The sequence below is a fragment of the Haloferax sulfurifontis genome (assembly GCF_014635105.1).
In the GTDB taxonomy this organism is placed as follows: domain Archaea; phylum Halobacteriota; class Halobacteria; order Halobacteriales; family Haloferacaceae; genus Haloferax; species Haloferax denitrificans.
This window is the reverse complement of record NZ_BMCI01000001.1, coordinates 542,015-557,440: the sequence shown is the minus strand read 5'-3', so window position 1 is coordinate 557,440 and position 15,426 is coordinate 542,015. Positions and strand designations below refer to the sequence as shown.

The window sequence follows — 15,426 nt, the reverse complement described above, 5'->3', positions numbered from 1 at the left end:
TCTCCTAACGCTTCGGGTTCGGCGTCGCCCCCGAGATTCGGCCCGTCCGACGTCGGCCCGCGGACCCGCGGTTGTGCGGTCGTCGGTGATGTCGGGAGGGTTAAGTGCGCGTCGGGGATACCGGATGGTGTGACTTCCACGGTACGGCGAGCGGGCGGATTCGCGGTCGTCGGGACGTTGGCCCTCGCGGCCCCCAGTCTCGGCGCGGCCGCCTTCGCGCCCTTCGCCGCAGTCGCGCTCTTGGCGGCCTTCGTCGTCGACGACGGCCCCCTCTTCGAGCTGTTCGCGCGCCCCGGCGACCGGCAGGACGGCCGGCTCAACGGGCTCGCCGGGTTCGCGCTGGCCGCGACGGGCCTCGCCCTCTTGGCGACGGTCCCGCGCGTCACGATGCCGCTTTCGGTGTTCGCCGCCGCGGTGTTGATACTCGCCTACGGCAACCTCGGCGCGCGACTGGTGGATTCGAGAACGTCCGACGAGTCGCTTCGCGCGGCGGGCTTCGTCGGGGGCGCGGTGCTCGCCGGTACGGCGGGACAGGCGGCCATCGCGTCGCTGACGGGCGACGCCGTGCTCCTCTCTCGGTTCGTCCTGCTCGCGGCCGTCGGCGGCCTCGTCGGCGCGGTGCTTCGGACGGTCCTCTACGAGCGCGACGACCCGCTCGTCATGCTCTCTATCGGCCTCGTCCTCTGGGGGGTCGAGGTGCTCGCGGGGCCGGTGTCGCCGACGCAGACCGCGGTCGCGCTCGCCCTCACGGTCGCGCTCGGCTACGCGGCCTACGCGCTCGGGACGGCCTCCGTCGCCGGCATGATAACTGGCGTGCTCCTCCTCCTCTTCGCGGTCGTCTTCGGCGGCTTCGGCTGGGCGCTCGTGCTCGTCTCCTTCTTCGGCGTCGGCGCGCTCGCCACCAAGTTCCGGTACGACAGCAAGGCCGAACGCGGCGTCGCCGAGGGCAACGACGGCGCTCGCGGCACCGGCAACGTCCTCGGCAACTCTGGCGTCTCGCTCGTCTCCGTCGTCGGCTACGCCGCGGCGCAGACCCTCGGCTATCCGTTCGTCAGCGACCTGCTCGTCCTCGCGTTCGCCGGGTCGGCCGCCGCCGCGATGAGCGACACGCTCTCCAGCGAAATCGGCGGGCTGTTCGACCAGCCGCGGCTCATCACCTCGCTCAAGCCCGTCCCGGCGGGGACCGACGGCGCGGTCACGTGGCAGGGCGAGGTCGCCGGCGCGCTCGGTGCGACCCTCGTTGCCGGCGTGAGCGTGCTGGTGCTTCCCCTGCCGGCGCAGACGGCCGCCGTCGCGGTCCTCGCCGGCGGACTCGTCGGGATGACGGTCGACAGCCTCCTCGGCGCGACGGTCGAGGGAGCCGGCCTCGGCAATCAGGCGGTCAACTTCCTCGCCACGCTCGCCGGCGCGCTGGGCGCGGTCGTCGTCTGGATTCCGCTGTGACGGGGGGCGACGCGGCCGCGACGGGTGTTCGCCCCGCCCGCGCCGCCGACGTGCCGGCCGTCGAATCGCTCCAGCGACTCGTCTCCCACCCCTCGCCCGGGCTGTTGGACGCGTGGCCCGCCGTCGGCACGCTCCTCGTCACCGTCGACGCCGCCGACCGGCCGGTCGGCTACCTCCTCGGCGTCGGCACGCATCTGACCGAACTCGCCGTCTCGCCCGACCACCGGCGCGAGGGGCGCGCCACCGCGCTCGTGGAGGCCTTCCGCGATGCGCACCGTTCTGACGCCGACGCGGCCGACGCGCCGCTCACGTTGCTGGTCCATCCGGAGAACGGCGGCGCGCGCGCCTGCTACGAGGCGCTCGGGTTCCGCCGGGACGCTCGGGTTCCCGACGCCTTCGACGGCGACGACGGGCTTCGGCTCGTTCTCGACTGACCGGGGCAGGTCGCCTCGGTCGGCGTCGTGCTGGGTGCCGTCTCGTTCCGCCTCAGTCGAGGAGCTGGTCCGCGGTTCTGACGCGGACGCTGACGGGCTTTTTGACGTACTCGCCGGCCGACCGCGCCACGACGTGTCCGACGCCGCGCTGGGCCGCGATATCGACGAGCTTCTGGCTCGCCTCGCCGTCGACGACGACGATTGCCGGGGCGGGGTCGGCGTACTCGACGGCGTCGTAGACCGTCTCGACCGCGACCTCGTCGTCGATGCCGAGGTCGGCGTCCAACAGGCGGGCCATGCCGCTCTCGTCGGCGATGACCTCCCGAACGTGGTCGGCGAGCGAGGGCCGCTCGACCGCCGGTTCGACCGCCTCGGCGACGGCTTCGACCTCGGACTCGGAGAACACCTCCGTGTCGGGAGCGGCGTCGGCGTCGATGTCGGCGCGTGCGCTCGCGGCGTCCGCGGGCTTTTCGACCGCGACGGTGCCACCGTTGCCGCCCTCGGCAGGCGCTTCGCTGACCGCATCGGCCGACCCGTTCGCGGGGCCGTCTGCGGATGGAGTCGACGACGCCTCAGTCGTCGGCGACTCCGTGCGAGGGTCCGTCGGGGCCTCCCCCGTCCCGTTGACGGCGGCGACGGCGGCCCGGAAGTCCCCGTCGCCGTCGTCGGGAAGCGACGAGAGCGCGACCTTGTTCCGGAGGGCGCGGACGACCGACGCGCGGTCGAGGTCCTCGACCGACCGGCCGTCGGGCGCGAACGCGACGTAGTCCACGTCGCCGACCTGCGAGAGTTCGCGCAGGATGAGTTCGCCGCCGCGGTCGCCGTCGAGGAACGCCGTGACGGTCCGCTCTTGGGTGAGGCCGGCGACCGCGTCGGGGACGTTCGTCCCCTCGACGGCGACGGCGTTTTTGATGCCGTAGCGGAGGAGGGTGAGCACGTCGGCGCGCCCCTCGACGACGACGATGGCGTCGGAGTCGGCGACGCGGGGACCGGCCGGCAGGCCGTGGTACTCGGTGATGTCCTCGACGCGGACGCTCTCTTTGACCTCTTCGAGAATCTCGGTCGAGGACATCACGGTGTCGTCGAACGACTCCGTGAGGAGCTCCTTGGCGCGCTCGACGATCATCCGGCGCTTGGCCTCGCGCACGTCCTCGATGTTCGTGACTTCGATGACGGCCTGACAGGGGCCGACGCGGGTCAGCGTCTCCAGCGAGGCCGCGAGGATGGCCGTCTCGACTTTGTCGAGACTGCTGGCGATGGTCATCTGGCCGAACGAGTGGCCGTTTTCCGAGTCTATCTGTACGTCTATCCGACCGACTTTAGAGGACTGTTGGAGGTCGCGGAGGTCGAGCTCGTCGCCGAGGAGGCCCTCGGTCTGGCCGAAGACGGCCCCGACGACGTCGCTCCGTTCGACGACCCCGTCGGCGGAGATGGAAGCGTGAATGAGATATTTTGCAGTGTCGTCCATTGGTGAAGTCACCCCGGTGGGGGTGGTGATGTGGTGATTGTGATGGCGTCATGGGTCGTCCCCACGAACGTCATTATATAAGTTGCGCCCGAGGGAAATATCTATCGTGGCCGACGATTCGAACGTCGCCCGGCCGTTCGCCGTCGCCCCCGAACCCGCTGTGTCCTCGGCGAACGGGCGCTCTCCCGCCGGCGTCGCCGCCCGCCCGATTCGTTACGCCCCCTCGTCGGTTCGGTGCGTCGCGACGAAACCCCCGGCGTCCCGACAGAACGCCGCCGGGTCCTCCGGGAAGTCGTGTTCGGCGACGGCCCATTCGACGAACCCCTCGCGGGCGGCCGCGAGACAGCGGTCGATGTCGAGGTCGCCCTCGCCGAGCGGTACGGGTCGCCCGCCGCGTTCCGCGTCGGCGTCGACCACCACGTCTTTCAGGTGGACGACCGGGGTCCGGTCGGCGTAGCGGTCGAGATACGCGACGGGGTCGTAGCCGGCGGTGAGAATCCACGCGAGGTCGAGTTCGAAGCCGATTCCCGACTCCTCGGCGAGTCGGTCGAGCGCGGGTTCGCCCTCGACCGTGACGAGTTCGTGGTCGTGGTTGTGGTACAGCAGTCTGACGCCCCGGTCGTCGCACTTCGCGGTCAGGTCGTCCAGCCGGTGTGCGGTCTCGTCGACCGCGTCGGCGTCGGCGAACGCCGCCGGCGGCAGGTACGGCACCACGAGCGTCTCGACGCCGAGCGCGCCGTAGCGCTCGCAGACGGCGTCGAGGTCGGCTTCGAGGTCCTCGATGGGGACGTGGGCGGCGGGAGCGGCGACCCCGGTCTCGTCGAGCGCCGCGCGGACCGCCGCCGCGTCGTCGACGCCCGCGAACTCAACGCCGTCGAACCCGGCGTCCGCGGCGCGGCGAACGAGCGCCGCGGTCGGCTCGTCGAGGTCTCGAAGCGAGTAGAGCTGGATGCCGAAGTTCATGTGCGTCCGCTCGTCCGCGCCGCCGGAAACTGTTTCGGCGCTCGGTCCGCCGCGGCCGACCGACCGACGAAACCGCCGCTCCGCCGCCCGCGACGTGGGTGGTCCCGGTCGTTCGACAGCCGGTGTTGAAGAAAATAGTTCTTCAATACGGGGCAACGTAGGTCGATAGAGTAAGATTTACGCCTCATTATCGATTATCGTTCCTACGAATGACGCGAGTTCGCATCGACTACCGCTGGGTTGCCGTCTTCGCAATCCTCGTGACGTTCGCCGTCCCGTGGTTCCTCTGGGGCGACAGCGGGGTCTTCGCCGGCCTGCCGCTGTGGCTCTGGTGGCACATCGGCTGGATGGGGCTGACCGCGGTCGTCTTCCACCTGTTCACCCGGACGGCGTGGGACCGCGGCATCGTCGGGGAGGGTCGCTGATGGTCTCGGCGCTCGGTATCCAACTCGGCGTCGTCGGCGCGTACCTCGTGGTCGCGCTCGCGGTCGGCCTGCTCGCCTACCGGCTGACCAGCCGCGACGCGGAGGACTACTACCTCGCCGGCCGCTCCATCGGGACCGTCGTCCTCCTGTTTACGACCTTCGCGACGCTCCTCTCTGCCTTCACGTTCTTCGGCGGCCCCGACCTCGCCTACCGTGCCGGCCCCGAGTGGATTCTCGTGATGGGCGTCATGGACGGCGTGCTGTTCGCCATCCTCTGGTACGTCGTCGGCTACAAGCAGTGGCTCGTCGGCCGCGCCCACGGCTACGTCACCCTCGGCGAGATGCTCGGCGACCGCTTCGGCTCGACCCGCCTGCGCGCCCTCGTCGCCGGCATCAGCCTGTTTTGGCTGTTCCCGTACGTGATGCTCCAGCAGATGGGCGCGGGCGAGGCCATCGTCGGCCTGACCAACGGGATGGTCCCGTACTGGGCCGGCGCGGCCGGTATCACGGTGTTCATGATCGCCTACGTCGTCATCGCGGGGCTCCGCGGCGTCGCGTGGACCGACACCCTGCAGGGGCTGTTCATGCTCGGCGTCGTCTGGCTCGCGGTGGGCTGGGTCGCCACCGCGGCCGGCGGCCCCACGGCGCTCTCGAACGCCCTCGCGACGAACGAACCGGAGTTCCTCGCGCTCGGCGGCGGCCTCTACTCGCCGCAGTTCATCATCTCGTCGGCCGTCACCATCGCCTTCGGCGTGGCGATGTTCCCACAGATAAACCAGCGCTTTTTCGTCGCCAAGTCGAGCGCCGTCCTCAAGCGCTCGTTCGCCCTGTGGCCCGTGCTCGTCGTCCTGCTTTTCGTGCCCGCGTTCATCCTCGGCACGTGGGCCGCCGGCCTCGGTGTCACCGTCCCCGAGGGCGCGAACGTCCTCCCCGTGCTCCTCAACGAGTACACGCCGGTGTGGTTCGCCGCGCTCGTCATCGCCGGCGCGATGGCCGCGATGATGTCGTCGTCGGACTCGATGCTCCTGTCTGGGTCGTCGTACTTCACCCGCGACCTCTACCGGCCGTTCGTCAATCCCGACGCGAGCGAGGCCCGCGAGGCGTGGCTGGCCCGAATCGGCGTCGCCCTGTTCGCCACGCTCACCTTCGTCGCCAGCCTGTTCCGGCCCGGCACGCTCGTCTCGGTCGGCGACACCGCCTTCGGCGGGTTCGCCCAGATGGCCCTGCCGGTCGTCGTCGCGCTCTACTGGGCGAAGACGACCCGAACGGGCATGTTCGCCGGCATCCTCGGCTCGCAGGCGTTCTACCTCGCGCACGTGTTCGTCCCCGCAATCGAAGTCGGGTCGGTGACGCTGTTCGGCGCGACCTACCTCACGTGGGACTACGCCCTCTGGGGGATGGCGCTGTCGGCGCTTCTGACCGTCGGCGTCTCCGCGATGACCGCCGCCGCGCCCGAGGAGAACCAGTCGCGGTTCACCGACGGCCTCCGGGCCGACTGAGCCCGGACCGCCGCCGGTCCGGGTTCGACCGCACCGAACCTTATCCCCCTGCGCGAGTAACGTCTCTCCATGCCCGAAGAAGTGCTGTTCAAATCCGAGAACCGACAGACCCGCGCCGAAATCGCCTCGTACCTCCGCGCCGTCGCCGACAAGCTCGACGCGGGCGAGCCGATTACGCTGAAATCTGGGGACTAGACGGTCACGATGGAGCCGCCCGCGTCGCCGACGTTCGAGGTGAAAGCCGAGCGCGAGGGCCCCGCGGGGAGCCCCGGCGAACTGAGCGTCGAGTTCGAACTCGAATGGGACGAGGGCGCGGAAGACGGTGCCGACGCGGGCGACCTCGAAATCGAGTGAGGCGGCCGGAACCCGCCGCCGGCGACCGGCGAATACAGTTACTCTTTTGACACCGCCGCGAGTCGTCGGTGACTCATGGGAATTCGACCGCTCCGAGCCGACGAGGTAGAGGCGCTGGTAGACGACCTGTGGCTTCCGTTCGCCGCGGAGATGGGCGACATCGACAGCTACGACGCGCTGGCCGAGGACGTCGACGCGCGCGCCGAGGCGCTCGACTACCGGTCCGAGCAGGTGGACGCCGAGGGCGTTCAGACGTTCGTCGCGGTCGCGGACGGGGAGTCGGCGACGGAGTCTGGGGCGGGACCGGACTCCGACGAAGGGTCGCTCCGCGGCTACGTCACCGTCGCCGCGTCCGAGTCGCCGCCCGTGTTCGCCCGCGGGTCGGTCGCCAAGGTGAAAGATCTCTACGTCGCGCCCGCGGCCCGGGGCGAGGGCGTCGGCACGGAACTCCTCGAACGGGCCCACGAGTGGGGCCGCGACCGCGGGTGCGAGCGGGCCGCGCTGAGCGTCCACGCCGACAACGACGCCGCCCGGTCGTGTTACGAGTCGATGGGGTACGAGACGCGGTATCTGAAGCTCGACCGCCAGCTCTGAAGCTGGGGTTGACGGCGACTTCGACCGCCAGACCGAGGGTCGTTCCCCGTCGTTTCGAGGACCGGGTTCGGCCGGCGAACCCGAACTCTCAATGCCGCTGACTCCAACTGACGCGCATGAACGAGTCGGGTCACCAAGTGCTCATGGAGCAGGACGTGCTCCGCCGCCGCCTCGACGACGGCGACCTCCCCGACTGGGCGAGAAAGCACTACGAGACGTTCCGCGAGACGATGCTCGGCGACCGCGACGGCGCGCCGTTCCCGTGTTACTTCGGCGTCGAGTCCGAGCGAAACGGCGACGCCCTCTACACCTTCGTGGATTCGATGACCGACAAGGACGCGCTGTTGGCGCTCCGCGAGAGCCTCCTCGAGTATCTGGAGGTGTACCCGGACTACTCCGAAGCGTGCTCGCTCGTCACGTTCTTCAAGCCGCCGGCGGCGGACCTCACCGAGGCCGACTACCACGAACATCTCTGGCACATCCTCCAGTTCCTCCACGTCAACGACCCCGAACCGTGGCCGGCGGACATCCCGACAGACCCCGACGACCCGACGTGGGAGTTCTCCTTCGGGGGCGAGCCGATGTTCCCGACGACCCGCGCGCCGTTCTACGACGAGCGCGTCAGTCGCTACTGCCCGTGGGGCCTCGAAATCACCTTCCAGCCGCGCGCGCTGTTCGACGGCATCACCGCCGACACCGAGGCCGGCCAGAAGGCCCGCGAGGTCATTCAGGGCCGCATCGAAGAGTACGACGGCGTCTGCCCGCACGCCGACCTCGGCGACTGGGGCGTCGAGGGCGACCGCGAGTGGCCGCAGTACATGTTCTCGTCGGACGAGTCGCAAGCGCCCGACGAGTGCCCGATTCGCATCACCCGCGAGCACCCGAAAGTGCCGATGGCTCCGGCGGACGACTGATGCCGGCCACCGATTCGAGGGCCGACCGATGACCGCCGCCGCCCTCCCGGCCGACGCCGTGCTCGTCTGTATCGACATGCAGGTCGGCTTCGACGACCCCGCGTGGGGCGACCGCAACAACCCCGAGATGGAGGCGCGCGTCGCCGACCTGCTCGCGGCGTGGCGCGCGGCCGACCGCCCGGTCGTCCACGTCCGCCACGACTCCACCGAACCCGACTCGCCGCTTCGGAGCGACCGCGAGGGCTTCGCGTGGAAGCCAGAGGCCGACCCCGCCGCCGACGAACCGGTGTTCACGAAGCGCGTCAACAGCGGTTTCATCGGGACCGACCTCGAAGCGTGGCTCCGCGAGCGCGACTCCTCGACGCTCGTCGTCTGCGGTCTCACGACCGACCACTGCGTCTCGACGACCACTCGGATGGCCGAGAACCTCGGCTTCGAGGTGTTCGTCCCCGCGGACGCGACCGCGACGTTCGAACGCGAGAGCTACGACGGCGAGCACTTCTCGGCCGACGAGATGCACCGCACCGCGCTGGCGCACCTCAACGGCGAGTTCGCCACCGTCGTCGAGTCGGGCGACCTGTCGTCGACGCGGTGAGCGGTCTGCTGGCTCGCCGCCGACCTGTCGGCCCCGGAGCTGTGGATAGTTTTACATCTCCGCGTCGAGAGCGGCGCACATGGACCGCAGATTTATCGCCGTCGTCGGGGTGTTCGACCTCCTCATCGCGGGCGGTCTCGCGGTTCTCGGCGCGCTCGCCCACCCGCTTTCTGTCGCCCGGTTCGCGCTGTTCGTCGCCGCCGGCGTGCTGTTGGTCGTCGCCGGCCTCCGCGAGTCGGTCGCCCTCGGGTCGACGATCCTCCGGTGGCACGTCGTCGCGGGCGCGGGCTACGTCTGTTTCGGGCTGGCCGTGCTCGCGAACGGTCTCTCGTCCGTCCTCGACGCTCGCGGCGACCCCTATTTCGGCGGGCTGTTTGCGCTTCTGCTCGCTCCCGTGATGCTGTTCATGGGCGTCGATTACCTCCGCGGCGGCGTCCACTTCGACCGCTCGACGTTCGAGTGAGCGTCGGCACCGACGGTCGCGGGGCGTCGAGAGCGGCGTAACCCTATTCGGTTTCCTCAGGCGACCATCGTTCCATCTCCCGATTACGCAAATACATTTCCCCGTCGGGACGGAATCACCACCCAAATGGGCGTCTCGTTCCCGTACGGCGACGAACTCGCGGTGGACTTCGAGTGGCACGAGTTCACCGGCGCGGTGGGGGATTCGGTTACGGTCCTTCCCATCGTCGTCGCCGTCGCCCGCCTGACCGACCTCTCGTTGGCGGTCGTGCTCATCTGGTTCGGCGTGTTTCAGGTCGTCTGGGGGCTGTACTACGCGGCCCCGCTGTCGGTCGAGCCGATGAAGGCGCTGGCCGCGCTCGTTCTCGCCGAGACGGTCACGACCGGCGAGGCGCTCCTCGCCGGGTTCGGCCTCGGCGTCGTCCTCCTCGCCATCGGTCGCACCCGCTCGCTCGCCCGCGTGAGTCGCTACATCGGCGCGCCCGTCGTCCGCGGCGTCCAGTTCGGCGTCGCGCTCGTCCTCCTCTCGACGGGCCTCGAACTCGGCGCGGGCGACCTCCCGCTCGCCGGTCTCGCGGTCGCCGTCGCCGCCGTTTCCCTCCTCACCAGACGCTCGAACGTGAGCGCCCTCGCCGTCCTCGCGGTCGGCGGCGCGGTCGCCTTCGCCGACGTGGGCCACCTGTCGCTCACCGTCCCGTCGGTCGGCGACGCCGGATTGTTCTCGCTCGGGAACCTCTCGCTCTCGGCCGCGGAGGCCGCGGTCGCACAGTTGGCGATGACCGTCGGCAACGCCGCGCTCGCCACGTCGGTCCTGCTCGCGGACTACTTCGACCGGGACATCTCCGCCGACGAACTCGCCACCAGCATGGGCGCGATGAACCTCCTCGCGGTCCCCTTCGGCGGCTTCCCCATGTGCCACGGCAGTGGCGGCGTCGCCGGCAAGTACGCCTTCGGCGCGCGGACCGCCGGCGCGAACGTCATTCTCGGCGTCGGCTACGTCCTCGTCGCCCTGTTCGCCGCCGACGTGGTCGCCGCCTACCCGGTCGCCATGCTCGGCGTCATCCTAGCGATCATCGGCCTGCAACTGGCCCGAACGAGTCTGACCAGCCTGACCCGCGCGGACGGCTACCCCCTCGTGGTCGCTATCGCCCTCGTCGGCGTCGCGGTGAATCTGGGCGTCGCGTTTGTCGGCGGCGTGGTGGCGTGGCTGGCGTGGGAGCGGTGGGGTGCTTCGGGTTGGCTGAAGAGATGGTGAAGCAGATGGTGCTTCCGGGAACACTAACCGGGTGAGAACATCGTGTTCGACTGTTGCGTGCTGAGATAGGGTTGCGGCGGTCAGTAATAGCCTATATCCCGGATTTTCTTTGAGAGTACATATCTCGAATAGAAAGTCACGGCCTTGTTTAGACGGTTAGACTCGGTCTGTCTGAGGGTTGTTTCACTAGTATCGTCAAGCTAGTAGCTTCGGAGAAGTACCAATTTACTAGAAGCTGAAGCGGGACGGGTTGGGTGTGCAAACCAAGACAGCCCGCTTCGCAGAGACGATTGTATCGCTCGCCAAAAAAGCCGTCGCTGGCGAGCCAGCTCCGGCATACCGACCCGGAAAAGAGGGGTATGCCGATTGGGTAATTCTCGCCGTTCAAGGGTTCAAAGAGTATCTCAACCACGACTACCGGAAGCTGATGGATGTTCTGCGAGAAATGCCGAGAGTTGCAGAATCACTCGATTTAACGGTTGAGACGCTTCCTCACTTCTCTACGATCTGTGCGCGGAAGCAAGAGATTCCGATGAAGCGGTGGCGAGCGATGCTCGATGCGTCGGTTGAAATGTATGATCTCGGTGATGTTCAAGCGATCGACGCAACCGGAATGGATCGTGTCCAAGCTAGCCAGCACTACGCGAAGCGAACAGACTACACGTTTGAGGCGGTGAAGACAACGCTGCTCATCGATTGTGAAACGAGTGCGATACTAGACATACACTGTTCGATGAAACAACCGCACGATACTCAGATCGGCTGGCAGGTGTTAGTGCGGAATCTTGAGAAGCTGACGGCTGTGGCGGCGGATAAAGGATACGACTGGGAAGCACTTCGGACGAAATTACGTTCTGAAAGTGTCACACCGCTGATTCCGAAACGTGACCCCGGTTTTCGGGGCTGGGCGAGGAATTTGTTGATCTACGATCGGGCGTACAACCAGCGTTCGAACGCCGAATCTGTGTTTTTCGGATTGCGGCAGCGGTACGGTGAGACGCTGTGGGCGAGAACGTGGTTCGGTCAATTCCGTGAACTTGTCATGAAATCGGCGGTGCGAAACATCGAACGCGCAATTGAGGGGTCAGCCCGCTGAAATCACGCGTCTAAACAACGCCGAAAGTCACCATTTCGATAGCAAAATATTTTTTAAGGTTAAACTCGTTCATCAAAACGAGTCTTCGAGAGAAGACAAATTCTTAGGGTCTCCCACAGGAGACTCATTCAATATGCTTCTAGCGTAGTTTATATTGCGGCTATAGCACTAATCCCGATGGTATCTCGTCTAGAAAATGGTTGATAGCTGATTCTGCATCAAACACTGTAATTGAATACTGTGTATTCAAGCGCTCATAATCAGCGTAGATCTCTGAGTTCCCATCCACACAAACAAGTATATCTTCTCCTGAGAAGTGGTGCCGGTCATTATTCTCTTCAAAGAATTTCACCGATCCACCCTTTATCTGAGCATACATACAGGCATGGTGAAACATATCAAGCGATGTAACGCGATCTTTTGGCACATCCCCACGAGCGATGTATACTGTTGGGTCTGGTAGATTGAGATCTGTTCGGATTCCGTCTGTCACGTGGGGAACTAGTCGCTCAAGATCTTTGCCATCATATACTGAATCTGCAACGACGTAACCCGGAGTCTCGTCCTTAATGTACTCTTCAATCTCATCTTTTCTAAGTGGATAGACCTCTTGTTTTAACAATCCTGTAACCAAATCGGCCATTGATAGTACCGGATATGTTTGGTCACCTTGGGGAACGATAAGGAAATTATCTGCCAATTCACCAAGTTCTTGATAGGCACGGCAGACCTGCCCCGAGAAGTAGTCCGTCATTACGTTGTAGTGCGTTCCATCTCCTCCATGATATCGTTCCAAGTACTTCCAAATCGAGACTATGTCATAGTATTGGAATAGAATATCCTTGACAAAATCATGAGAGGTCATTCTGCGAAACTCATCTTCCTCATCGCTGTACAGTTCAATCCATTTTGGTTTCAGATATGTCTCTGTTACATAGATAGTGTCTAGAACGTCAATGGACAAAAGTTCAAATACAATATCCTTCCTTGCTTCCTCAGTCTGCCAAGTGGGGATATGGCGTGAGATATCCTTACTCTTGAGAATTGGATGAGGAAGTTTGATGTCATACTTTTCAATTTTCTCTTTTATTATTTCGAAGTATTTCTCATTGAATTTTTGATGGTCTTCGACCGCAATTGCAACTGATACTACGTTTACTCCGTGTGGGTGTTGCTTATGAAATTCATTTTTCGTGGCGTCTGCTGCAATTATCCCGTCACTTGACACTGTTAGTTCTTCGAACACATCTGGTAAATATCTCACCCCCAATGCCGGTGATGAAACTTCATCAGACCTATACTGAATGACAATCTCCTGTGACGGAGAACGGGTGAACGATACACTACTTGAAGAGATTAATAAACGTCCCCACGGAGTATAGCGTATGCAGACGCACATCGTTCCCGTCGGCTTCGACTACGACCGACTCATCGCGCCGCTCATCCGCGATCAGTTGGACGTGGACCGCGTCATCCTCCTCGAAGGGGCCGTCGGGAGCGAGGCGAACGTCGAGTACTCGCGGAACCTCTCGGGAAAGCTCGAAAAGGACTTCGAGAACCTCCTCGGCGCGGAGACGGAACGCGTCATCGTCGACGACGTGTACGACTACGACGCGGCGTTCGAGCAGGCGTACGACCTCATCAACGCCGAACTCGACGCCGACGACGAACTCCGCGGCGACGACGACGAACCCGGCGAGGTGTGGGTCAACGTGAGCGCGATGCCCCGGCCGGTCTCCTTCGCGTTCGCCACCGCCGCCCACTCCATCATGGTCGAGCGACAGGCCGACCGCGAGCGCATCCACACTTACTACACGGCCCCCGAGAAGTACCTCGAAACCGAACTCGCCGAGGAACTGCGAACCGAGCGGGCGCTCCTTTCGGACCTCCTCGAATCCGGCGAAATCGACGCCGACCGCATCCGCGAGCGCCTCGACGCCACCTCCGACCTGCTGTCGGAGTTCGACGAGCGCGGGACGACCATCGGCGCGAAGCAGATTGACGGCCGCCATATCGTCGAACTCCCGGTGGCGTCGTTCTCCAACGTCAAGCCGTTCGAGGAGGTCATCCTGTTCAAACTCGGCGAACACGGCGAGTTCGGGTCGGTCTCCGAACTCGCGGAGGCGCTCGCCCGCGAGATGAACGAGGAGTACACCGACTCCTTCCGGTCGAAGGTCATCTACAACGTCGACCGCCTCGGCCCCGGCGGCAAGGGCTACATCGAACAGGAGGAACGCGGGAAGTCCTATCGGACGCGCCTGTCCCGCATCGGCGAACTGTGGGTCCGCGCCCACGCCGACAGCGACGAGTTCCGGACGAGCGAGGAGTGAGGTCGGCGGCGACGATAGTAGGCATCTGACGGCTATCTGATGGCGGTTTTGTGAGGTTCGAACCGGCGATACTCCAAGCTGGCTCGGGGCGTGACGGTTATATCAGAATATTCTGGTAACTATCGAAGAACGGTTATGAGCTCCGGAGTGCTATACACTAGCACCCATGCCGCTATACATGGACGTACACCGGAACGTAGAGGGGAGTGCGAAAGACGTCGCCGAGGCCCACCGTGCAGACCTGGAGACGCAGGGCAAGTACGGAGTGAACTACAAGCACTACTGGGTCGACGAGACGGACGGCGCGGTGTTCTGTCTCTTCGAGGCACCGAACAAGGAGGCCGGGGCGAAAGTCCACGAAGAGGCCCACGGCCTCGTCGCCGACGAGATATTCGAAGTCCAGCAAGGCGAGTGAGCGCGGCCAGCGCACCCCTCGGCGCGTCCGTTTGGCGCGACTGTTTTTCGGTTCTCAGAACTCCAGCCCGGACGGGTCAGCCGACGGCACGAGCGGACTCGTCGGCAGTTCCGCCGGCGGGTCGGGGAGGTTGTACTCTCGGGGGGCCACGTCGTTCGGACCGTCGGGGTAGAACACCGACGCGAGCAGTTGGACGTGGTCGCGGCCCGCGTCGAGTTCGAACTGGCCGCCGCCGTACAGCGACATCCCGCGTTCGTCGGCGTACTCGATGGTGTCGAACAGCGACTCGACCGTGCCGAATCGCGAGGGTTTGACGTTCAGCCACGACGGCTCGAACGGGAGGGATTTCACGGATTCGACGCCGGTAATCGGGGCGTCCCACGAGACGCGGCCCTCGTGACCGTCGAAAAGCGGGCGCGTCTCGTCGGTGAACGACGGGTCCTCGACGACGGCGTCGGGGAAGCCCGACAGGACGCGCTCGTAGAGTTCCGGGTCCGGGGCTTGGTCCACCTCGGTTCCCTCGTACTGCCCTTTGAGGTCGAGGATGCGGACGCAGTCGCGGGCGGCGAGCGACGACACAAGCTCGTCGTGCCAATCAGTTGTCGGGTCGAGTTTGAACTCGCAGTCGGGGTCGCGGTCGAGGAGCGCCTCGACGCGGTCGGCCGACGGCGGGTCGCCGAGTCGGGTGCTCGCCACGAACCGAACCGGGTCGCGCTCGCGGCCGACGGCGGACGCGAGGTCGGTTCCGGCCTGCCGGAGCGCGAGGTCGAGGCCGGCGGATTCGAGCGCCCAACGCCGGTAGTGTTCGGCCGTCTCGCGTTCGGGCGGTTTCGTCGGGAACAGGTCGACGCCGTCGAGCGCCGCGGAGAAGTCGGCGAAGGAGTCGTAGCTTTCGGCGAGGTCGAAGGCGTCCGCGGGCGCGTCCGCGAGGGCGTCGTGGTCCTCGGCGTCGTACGTCACGTCCTCGCCGCGGCCGACCGCGCCGTCGCCGGCGAGCGAGAACACCGTGGTCTTGCGGAGGAAGCCGCTCGACGTGTCGCTCTCGAAGCGGTCGCGGGAGACGGACTCGACGGTCACCGGGAGGTCGGCCACGCGGTCGAAGAGGCGCATGGCCCGTCGGTTAGGGTCGGCGGGACAAAAGGCTACGTTCGACTCAGTCGCCGATGCGTCGTTTTCCGG

16 protein-coding genes and 1 pseudogene are annotated in these 15,426 nt (G+C 65.7%); 13 read left to right on the top strand and 4 right to left on the bottom strand.

From position 1 onward, the window contains the following. The first annotated feature begins 129 nt into the window (after nt 1–129). Together IEV64_RS02995 and IEV64_RS02990 are read left to right on the top strand one after the other, a co-directional pair. A complete protein-coding gene (locus tag IEV64_RS02995) occupies nt 130–1,443 on the top strand; it encodes a DUF92 domain-containing protein (protein WP_188423102.1) in 1,314 nt (437 codons plus the stop codon). Then, the gene (locus tag IEV64_RS02990; RefSeq protein ID WP_188423101.1) at nt 1,440–1,877 is read left to right on the top strand and encodes a GNAT family N-acetyltransferase; all 438 of its coding nucleotides are present in this window, start codon (nt 1,440–1,442) and stop codon (nt 1,875–1,877) included. Before IEV64_RS02995 ends, IEV64_RS02990 begins: the two co-directional genes overlap by 4 nt. A gap of 52 nt (nt 1,878–1,929) precedes the next feature. On the opposite strand, the gene dnaG is transcribed toward IEV64_RS02990, so the two are convergent. Next, entirely contained in the window at nt 1,930–3,345 is a 1,416-nt protein-coding gene (gene dnaG, locus IEV64_RS02985) for a DNA primase DnaG (protein ID WP_188423100.1), read from the bottom strand. 213 nt (nt 3,346–3,558) lie between these two features. Continuing rightward, the gene (locus tag IEV64_RS02980) at nt 3,559–4,308 is read right to left on the bottom strand and encodes a sugar phosphate isomerase/epimerase family protein (protein ID WP_188423099.1); all 750 of its coding nucleotides are present in this window, start codon (nt 4,306–4,308) and stop codon (nt 3,559–3,561) included. Nucleotides 4,309–4,517: 209 nt separating this feature from the next. Between IEV64_RS02980 and IEV64_RS02975 the strand changes: the two genes are divergently transcribed. The 9 genes and pseudogenes from IEV64_RS02975 to IEV64_RS02935 all read left to right on the top strand — a co-directional run bounded on the left by IEV64_RS02975 (nt 4,518) and on the right by IEV64_RS02935 (nt 11,502). After that, a complete protein-coding gene (locus IEV64_RS02975) occupies nt 4,518–4,733 on the top strand; it encodes a DUF3311 domain-containing protein (RefSeq protein WP_188423098.1) in 216 nt (71 codons plus the stop codon). Further along, the gene (locus IEV64_RS02970; RefSeq protein ID WP_007275684.1) at nt 4,733–6,232 is read left to right on the top strand and encodes a sodium:solute symporter family protein; all 1,500 of its coding nucleotides are present in this window, start codon (nt 4,733–4,735) and stop codon (nt 6,230–6,232) included. Before IEV64_RS02975 ends, IEV64_RS02970 begins: the two co-directional genes overlap by 1 nt. A gap of 69 nt (nt 6,233–6,301) precedes the next feature. Further along, a pseudogene (locus IEV64_RS02965) lies at nt 6,302–6,586 on the top strand (amphi-Trp domain-containing protein). Between the two features lie 75 nt (nt 6,587–6,661). Then, entirely contained in the window at nt 6,662–7,180 is a 519-nt protein-coding gene (locus IEV64_RS02960; RefSeq protein ID WP_007275686.1) for a GNAT family N-acetyltransferase, read from the top strand. A gap of 116 nt (nt 7,181–7,296) precedes the next feature. Next, complete coding sequence (locus IEV64_RS02955; protein WP_007275687.1) at nt 7,297–8,094, top strand: YqcI/YcgG family protein; 798 nt, start codon at nt 7,297–7,299, stop codon at nt 8,092–8,094. Between the two features lie 28 nt (nt 8,095–8,122). Then, nucleotides 8,123–8,689 (top strand): cysteine hydrolase family protein, encoded by a 567-nt coding sequence (locus IEV64_RS02950; protein ID WP_007275688.1) that lies wholly within the window; start codon nt 8,123–8,125, stop codon nt 8,687–8,689. A 79-nt stretch (nt 8,690–8,768) separates the two neighbouring features. Further along, nucleotides 8,769–9,152: a DUF7994 family protein gene (locus tag IEV64_RS02945; RefSeq protein ID WP_188423097.1), complete on the top strand. Its 384-nt coding sequence runs from the start codon at nt 8,769–8,771 to the stop codon at nt 9,150–9,152. Between the two features lie 126 nt (nt 9,153–9,278). Then, the gene (locus tag IEV64_RS02940; protein WP_188423096.1) at nt 9,279–10,406 is read left to right on the top strand and encodes a putative sulfate/molybdate transporter; all 1,128 of its coding nucleotides are present in this window, start codon (nt 9,279–9,281) and stop codon (nt 10,404–10,406) included. A gap of 235 nt (nt 10,407–10,641) precedes the next feature. After that, nucleotides 10,642–11,502, top strand: a complete 861-nt coding sequence (locus IEV64_RS02935; protein ID WP_188423259.1) for an IS5 family transposase — start codon at nt 10,642–10,644, stop codon at nt 11,500–11,502. A 160-nt stretch (nt 11,503–11,662) separates the two neighbouring features. Here IEV64_RS02935 and IEV64_RS02930 read toward each other — a convergent pair whose 3' ends face one another. Beyond that, nucleotides 11,663–12,730, bottom strand: coding sequence for a DUF8203 domain-containing protein (locus tag IEV64_RS02930; protein ID WP_188423095.1), 1,068 nt, complete (start codon nt 12,728–12,730; stop codon nt 11,663–11,665). Between the two features lie 157 nt (nt 12,731–12,887). On the opposite strand from IEV64_RS02930, the gene IEV64_RS02925 reads away from it, so the two are divergent. After that, nucleotides 12,888–13,832: an HFX_2341 family transcriptional regulator gene (locus tag IEV64_RS02925; protein ID WP_007275692.1), complete on the top strand. Its 945-nt coding sequence runs from the start codon at nt 12,888–12,890 to the stop codon at nt 13,830–13,832. 178 nt (nt 13,833–14,010) lie between these two features. Continuing rightward, a complete protein-coding gene (locus IEV64_RS02920; RefSeq protein WP_007275693.1) occupies nt 14,011–14,247 on the top strand; it encodes a DUF4242 domain-containing protein in 237 nt (78 codons plus the stop codon). Nucleotides 14,248–14,301: 54 nt separating this feature from the next. Here the strand turns inward: IEV64_RS02920 and IEV64_RS02915 are convergent, their stop codons facing one another. After that, nucleotides 14,302–15,357 (bottom strand): hypothetical protein, encoded by a 1,056-nt coding sequence (locus tag IEV64_RS02915; protein ID WP_188423094.1) that lies wholly within the window; start codon nt 15,355–15,357, stop codon nt 14,302–14,304. Nucleotides 15,358–15,426 lie beyond the last annotated feature (69 nt).

Coding starts and splice junctions, on each gene's coding strand:
- IEV64_RS02920 (WP_007275693.1), top strand. CDS start 14,011: ATGGACGTACACCGGAACGTAGAGGGGAGTGCGAAAGACGTCGCCGAG.
- IEV64_RS02975 (WP_188423098.1), top strand. CDS start 4,518: ATGACGCGAGTTCGCATCGACTACCGCTGGGTTGCCGTCTTCGCAATC.
- IEV64_RS02950 (WP_007275688.1), top strand. CDS start 8,123: ATGACCGCCGCCGCCCTCCCGGCCGACGCCGTGCTCGTCTGTATCGAC.
- IEV64_RS02980 (WP_188423099.1), bottom strand. CDS start 4,308: ATGAACTTCGGCATCCAGCTCTACTCGCTTCGAGACCTCGACGAGCCG.
- IEV64_RS02940 (WP_188423096.1), top strand. CDS start 9,279: ATGGGCGTCTCGTTCCCGTACGGCGACGAACTCGCGGTGGACTTCGAG.
- IEV64_RS02945 (WP_188423097.1), top strand. CDS start 8,769: ATGGACCGCAGATTTATCGCCGTCGTCGGGGTGTTCGACCTCCTCATC.
- IEV64_RS02925 (WP_007275692.1), top strand. CDS start 12,888: ATGCAGACGCACATCGTTCCCGTCGGCTTCGACTACGACCGACTCATC.
- dnaG (WP_188423100.1), bottom strand. CDS start 3,345: ATGGACGACACTGCAAAATATCTCATTCACGCTTCCATCTCCGCCGAC.
- IEV64_RS02960 (WP_007275686.1), top strand. CDS start 6,662: ATGGGAATTCGACCGCTCCGAGCCGACGAGGTAGAGGCGCTGGTAGAC.
- IEV64_RS02955 (WP_007275687.1), top strand. CDS start 7,297: ATGAACGAGTCGGGTCACCAAGTGCTCATGGAGCAGGACGTGCTCCGC.
- IEV64_RS02915 (WP_188423094.1), bottom strand. CDS start 15,357: ATGCGCCTCTTCGACCGCGTGGCCGACCTCCCGGTGACCGTCGAGTCC.
- IEV64_RS02970 (WP_007275684.1), top strand. CDS start 4,733: ATGGTCTCGGCGCTCGGTATCCAACTCGGCGTCGTCGGCGCGTACCTC.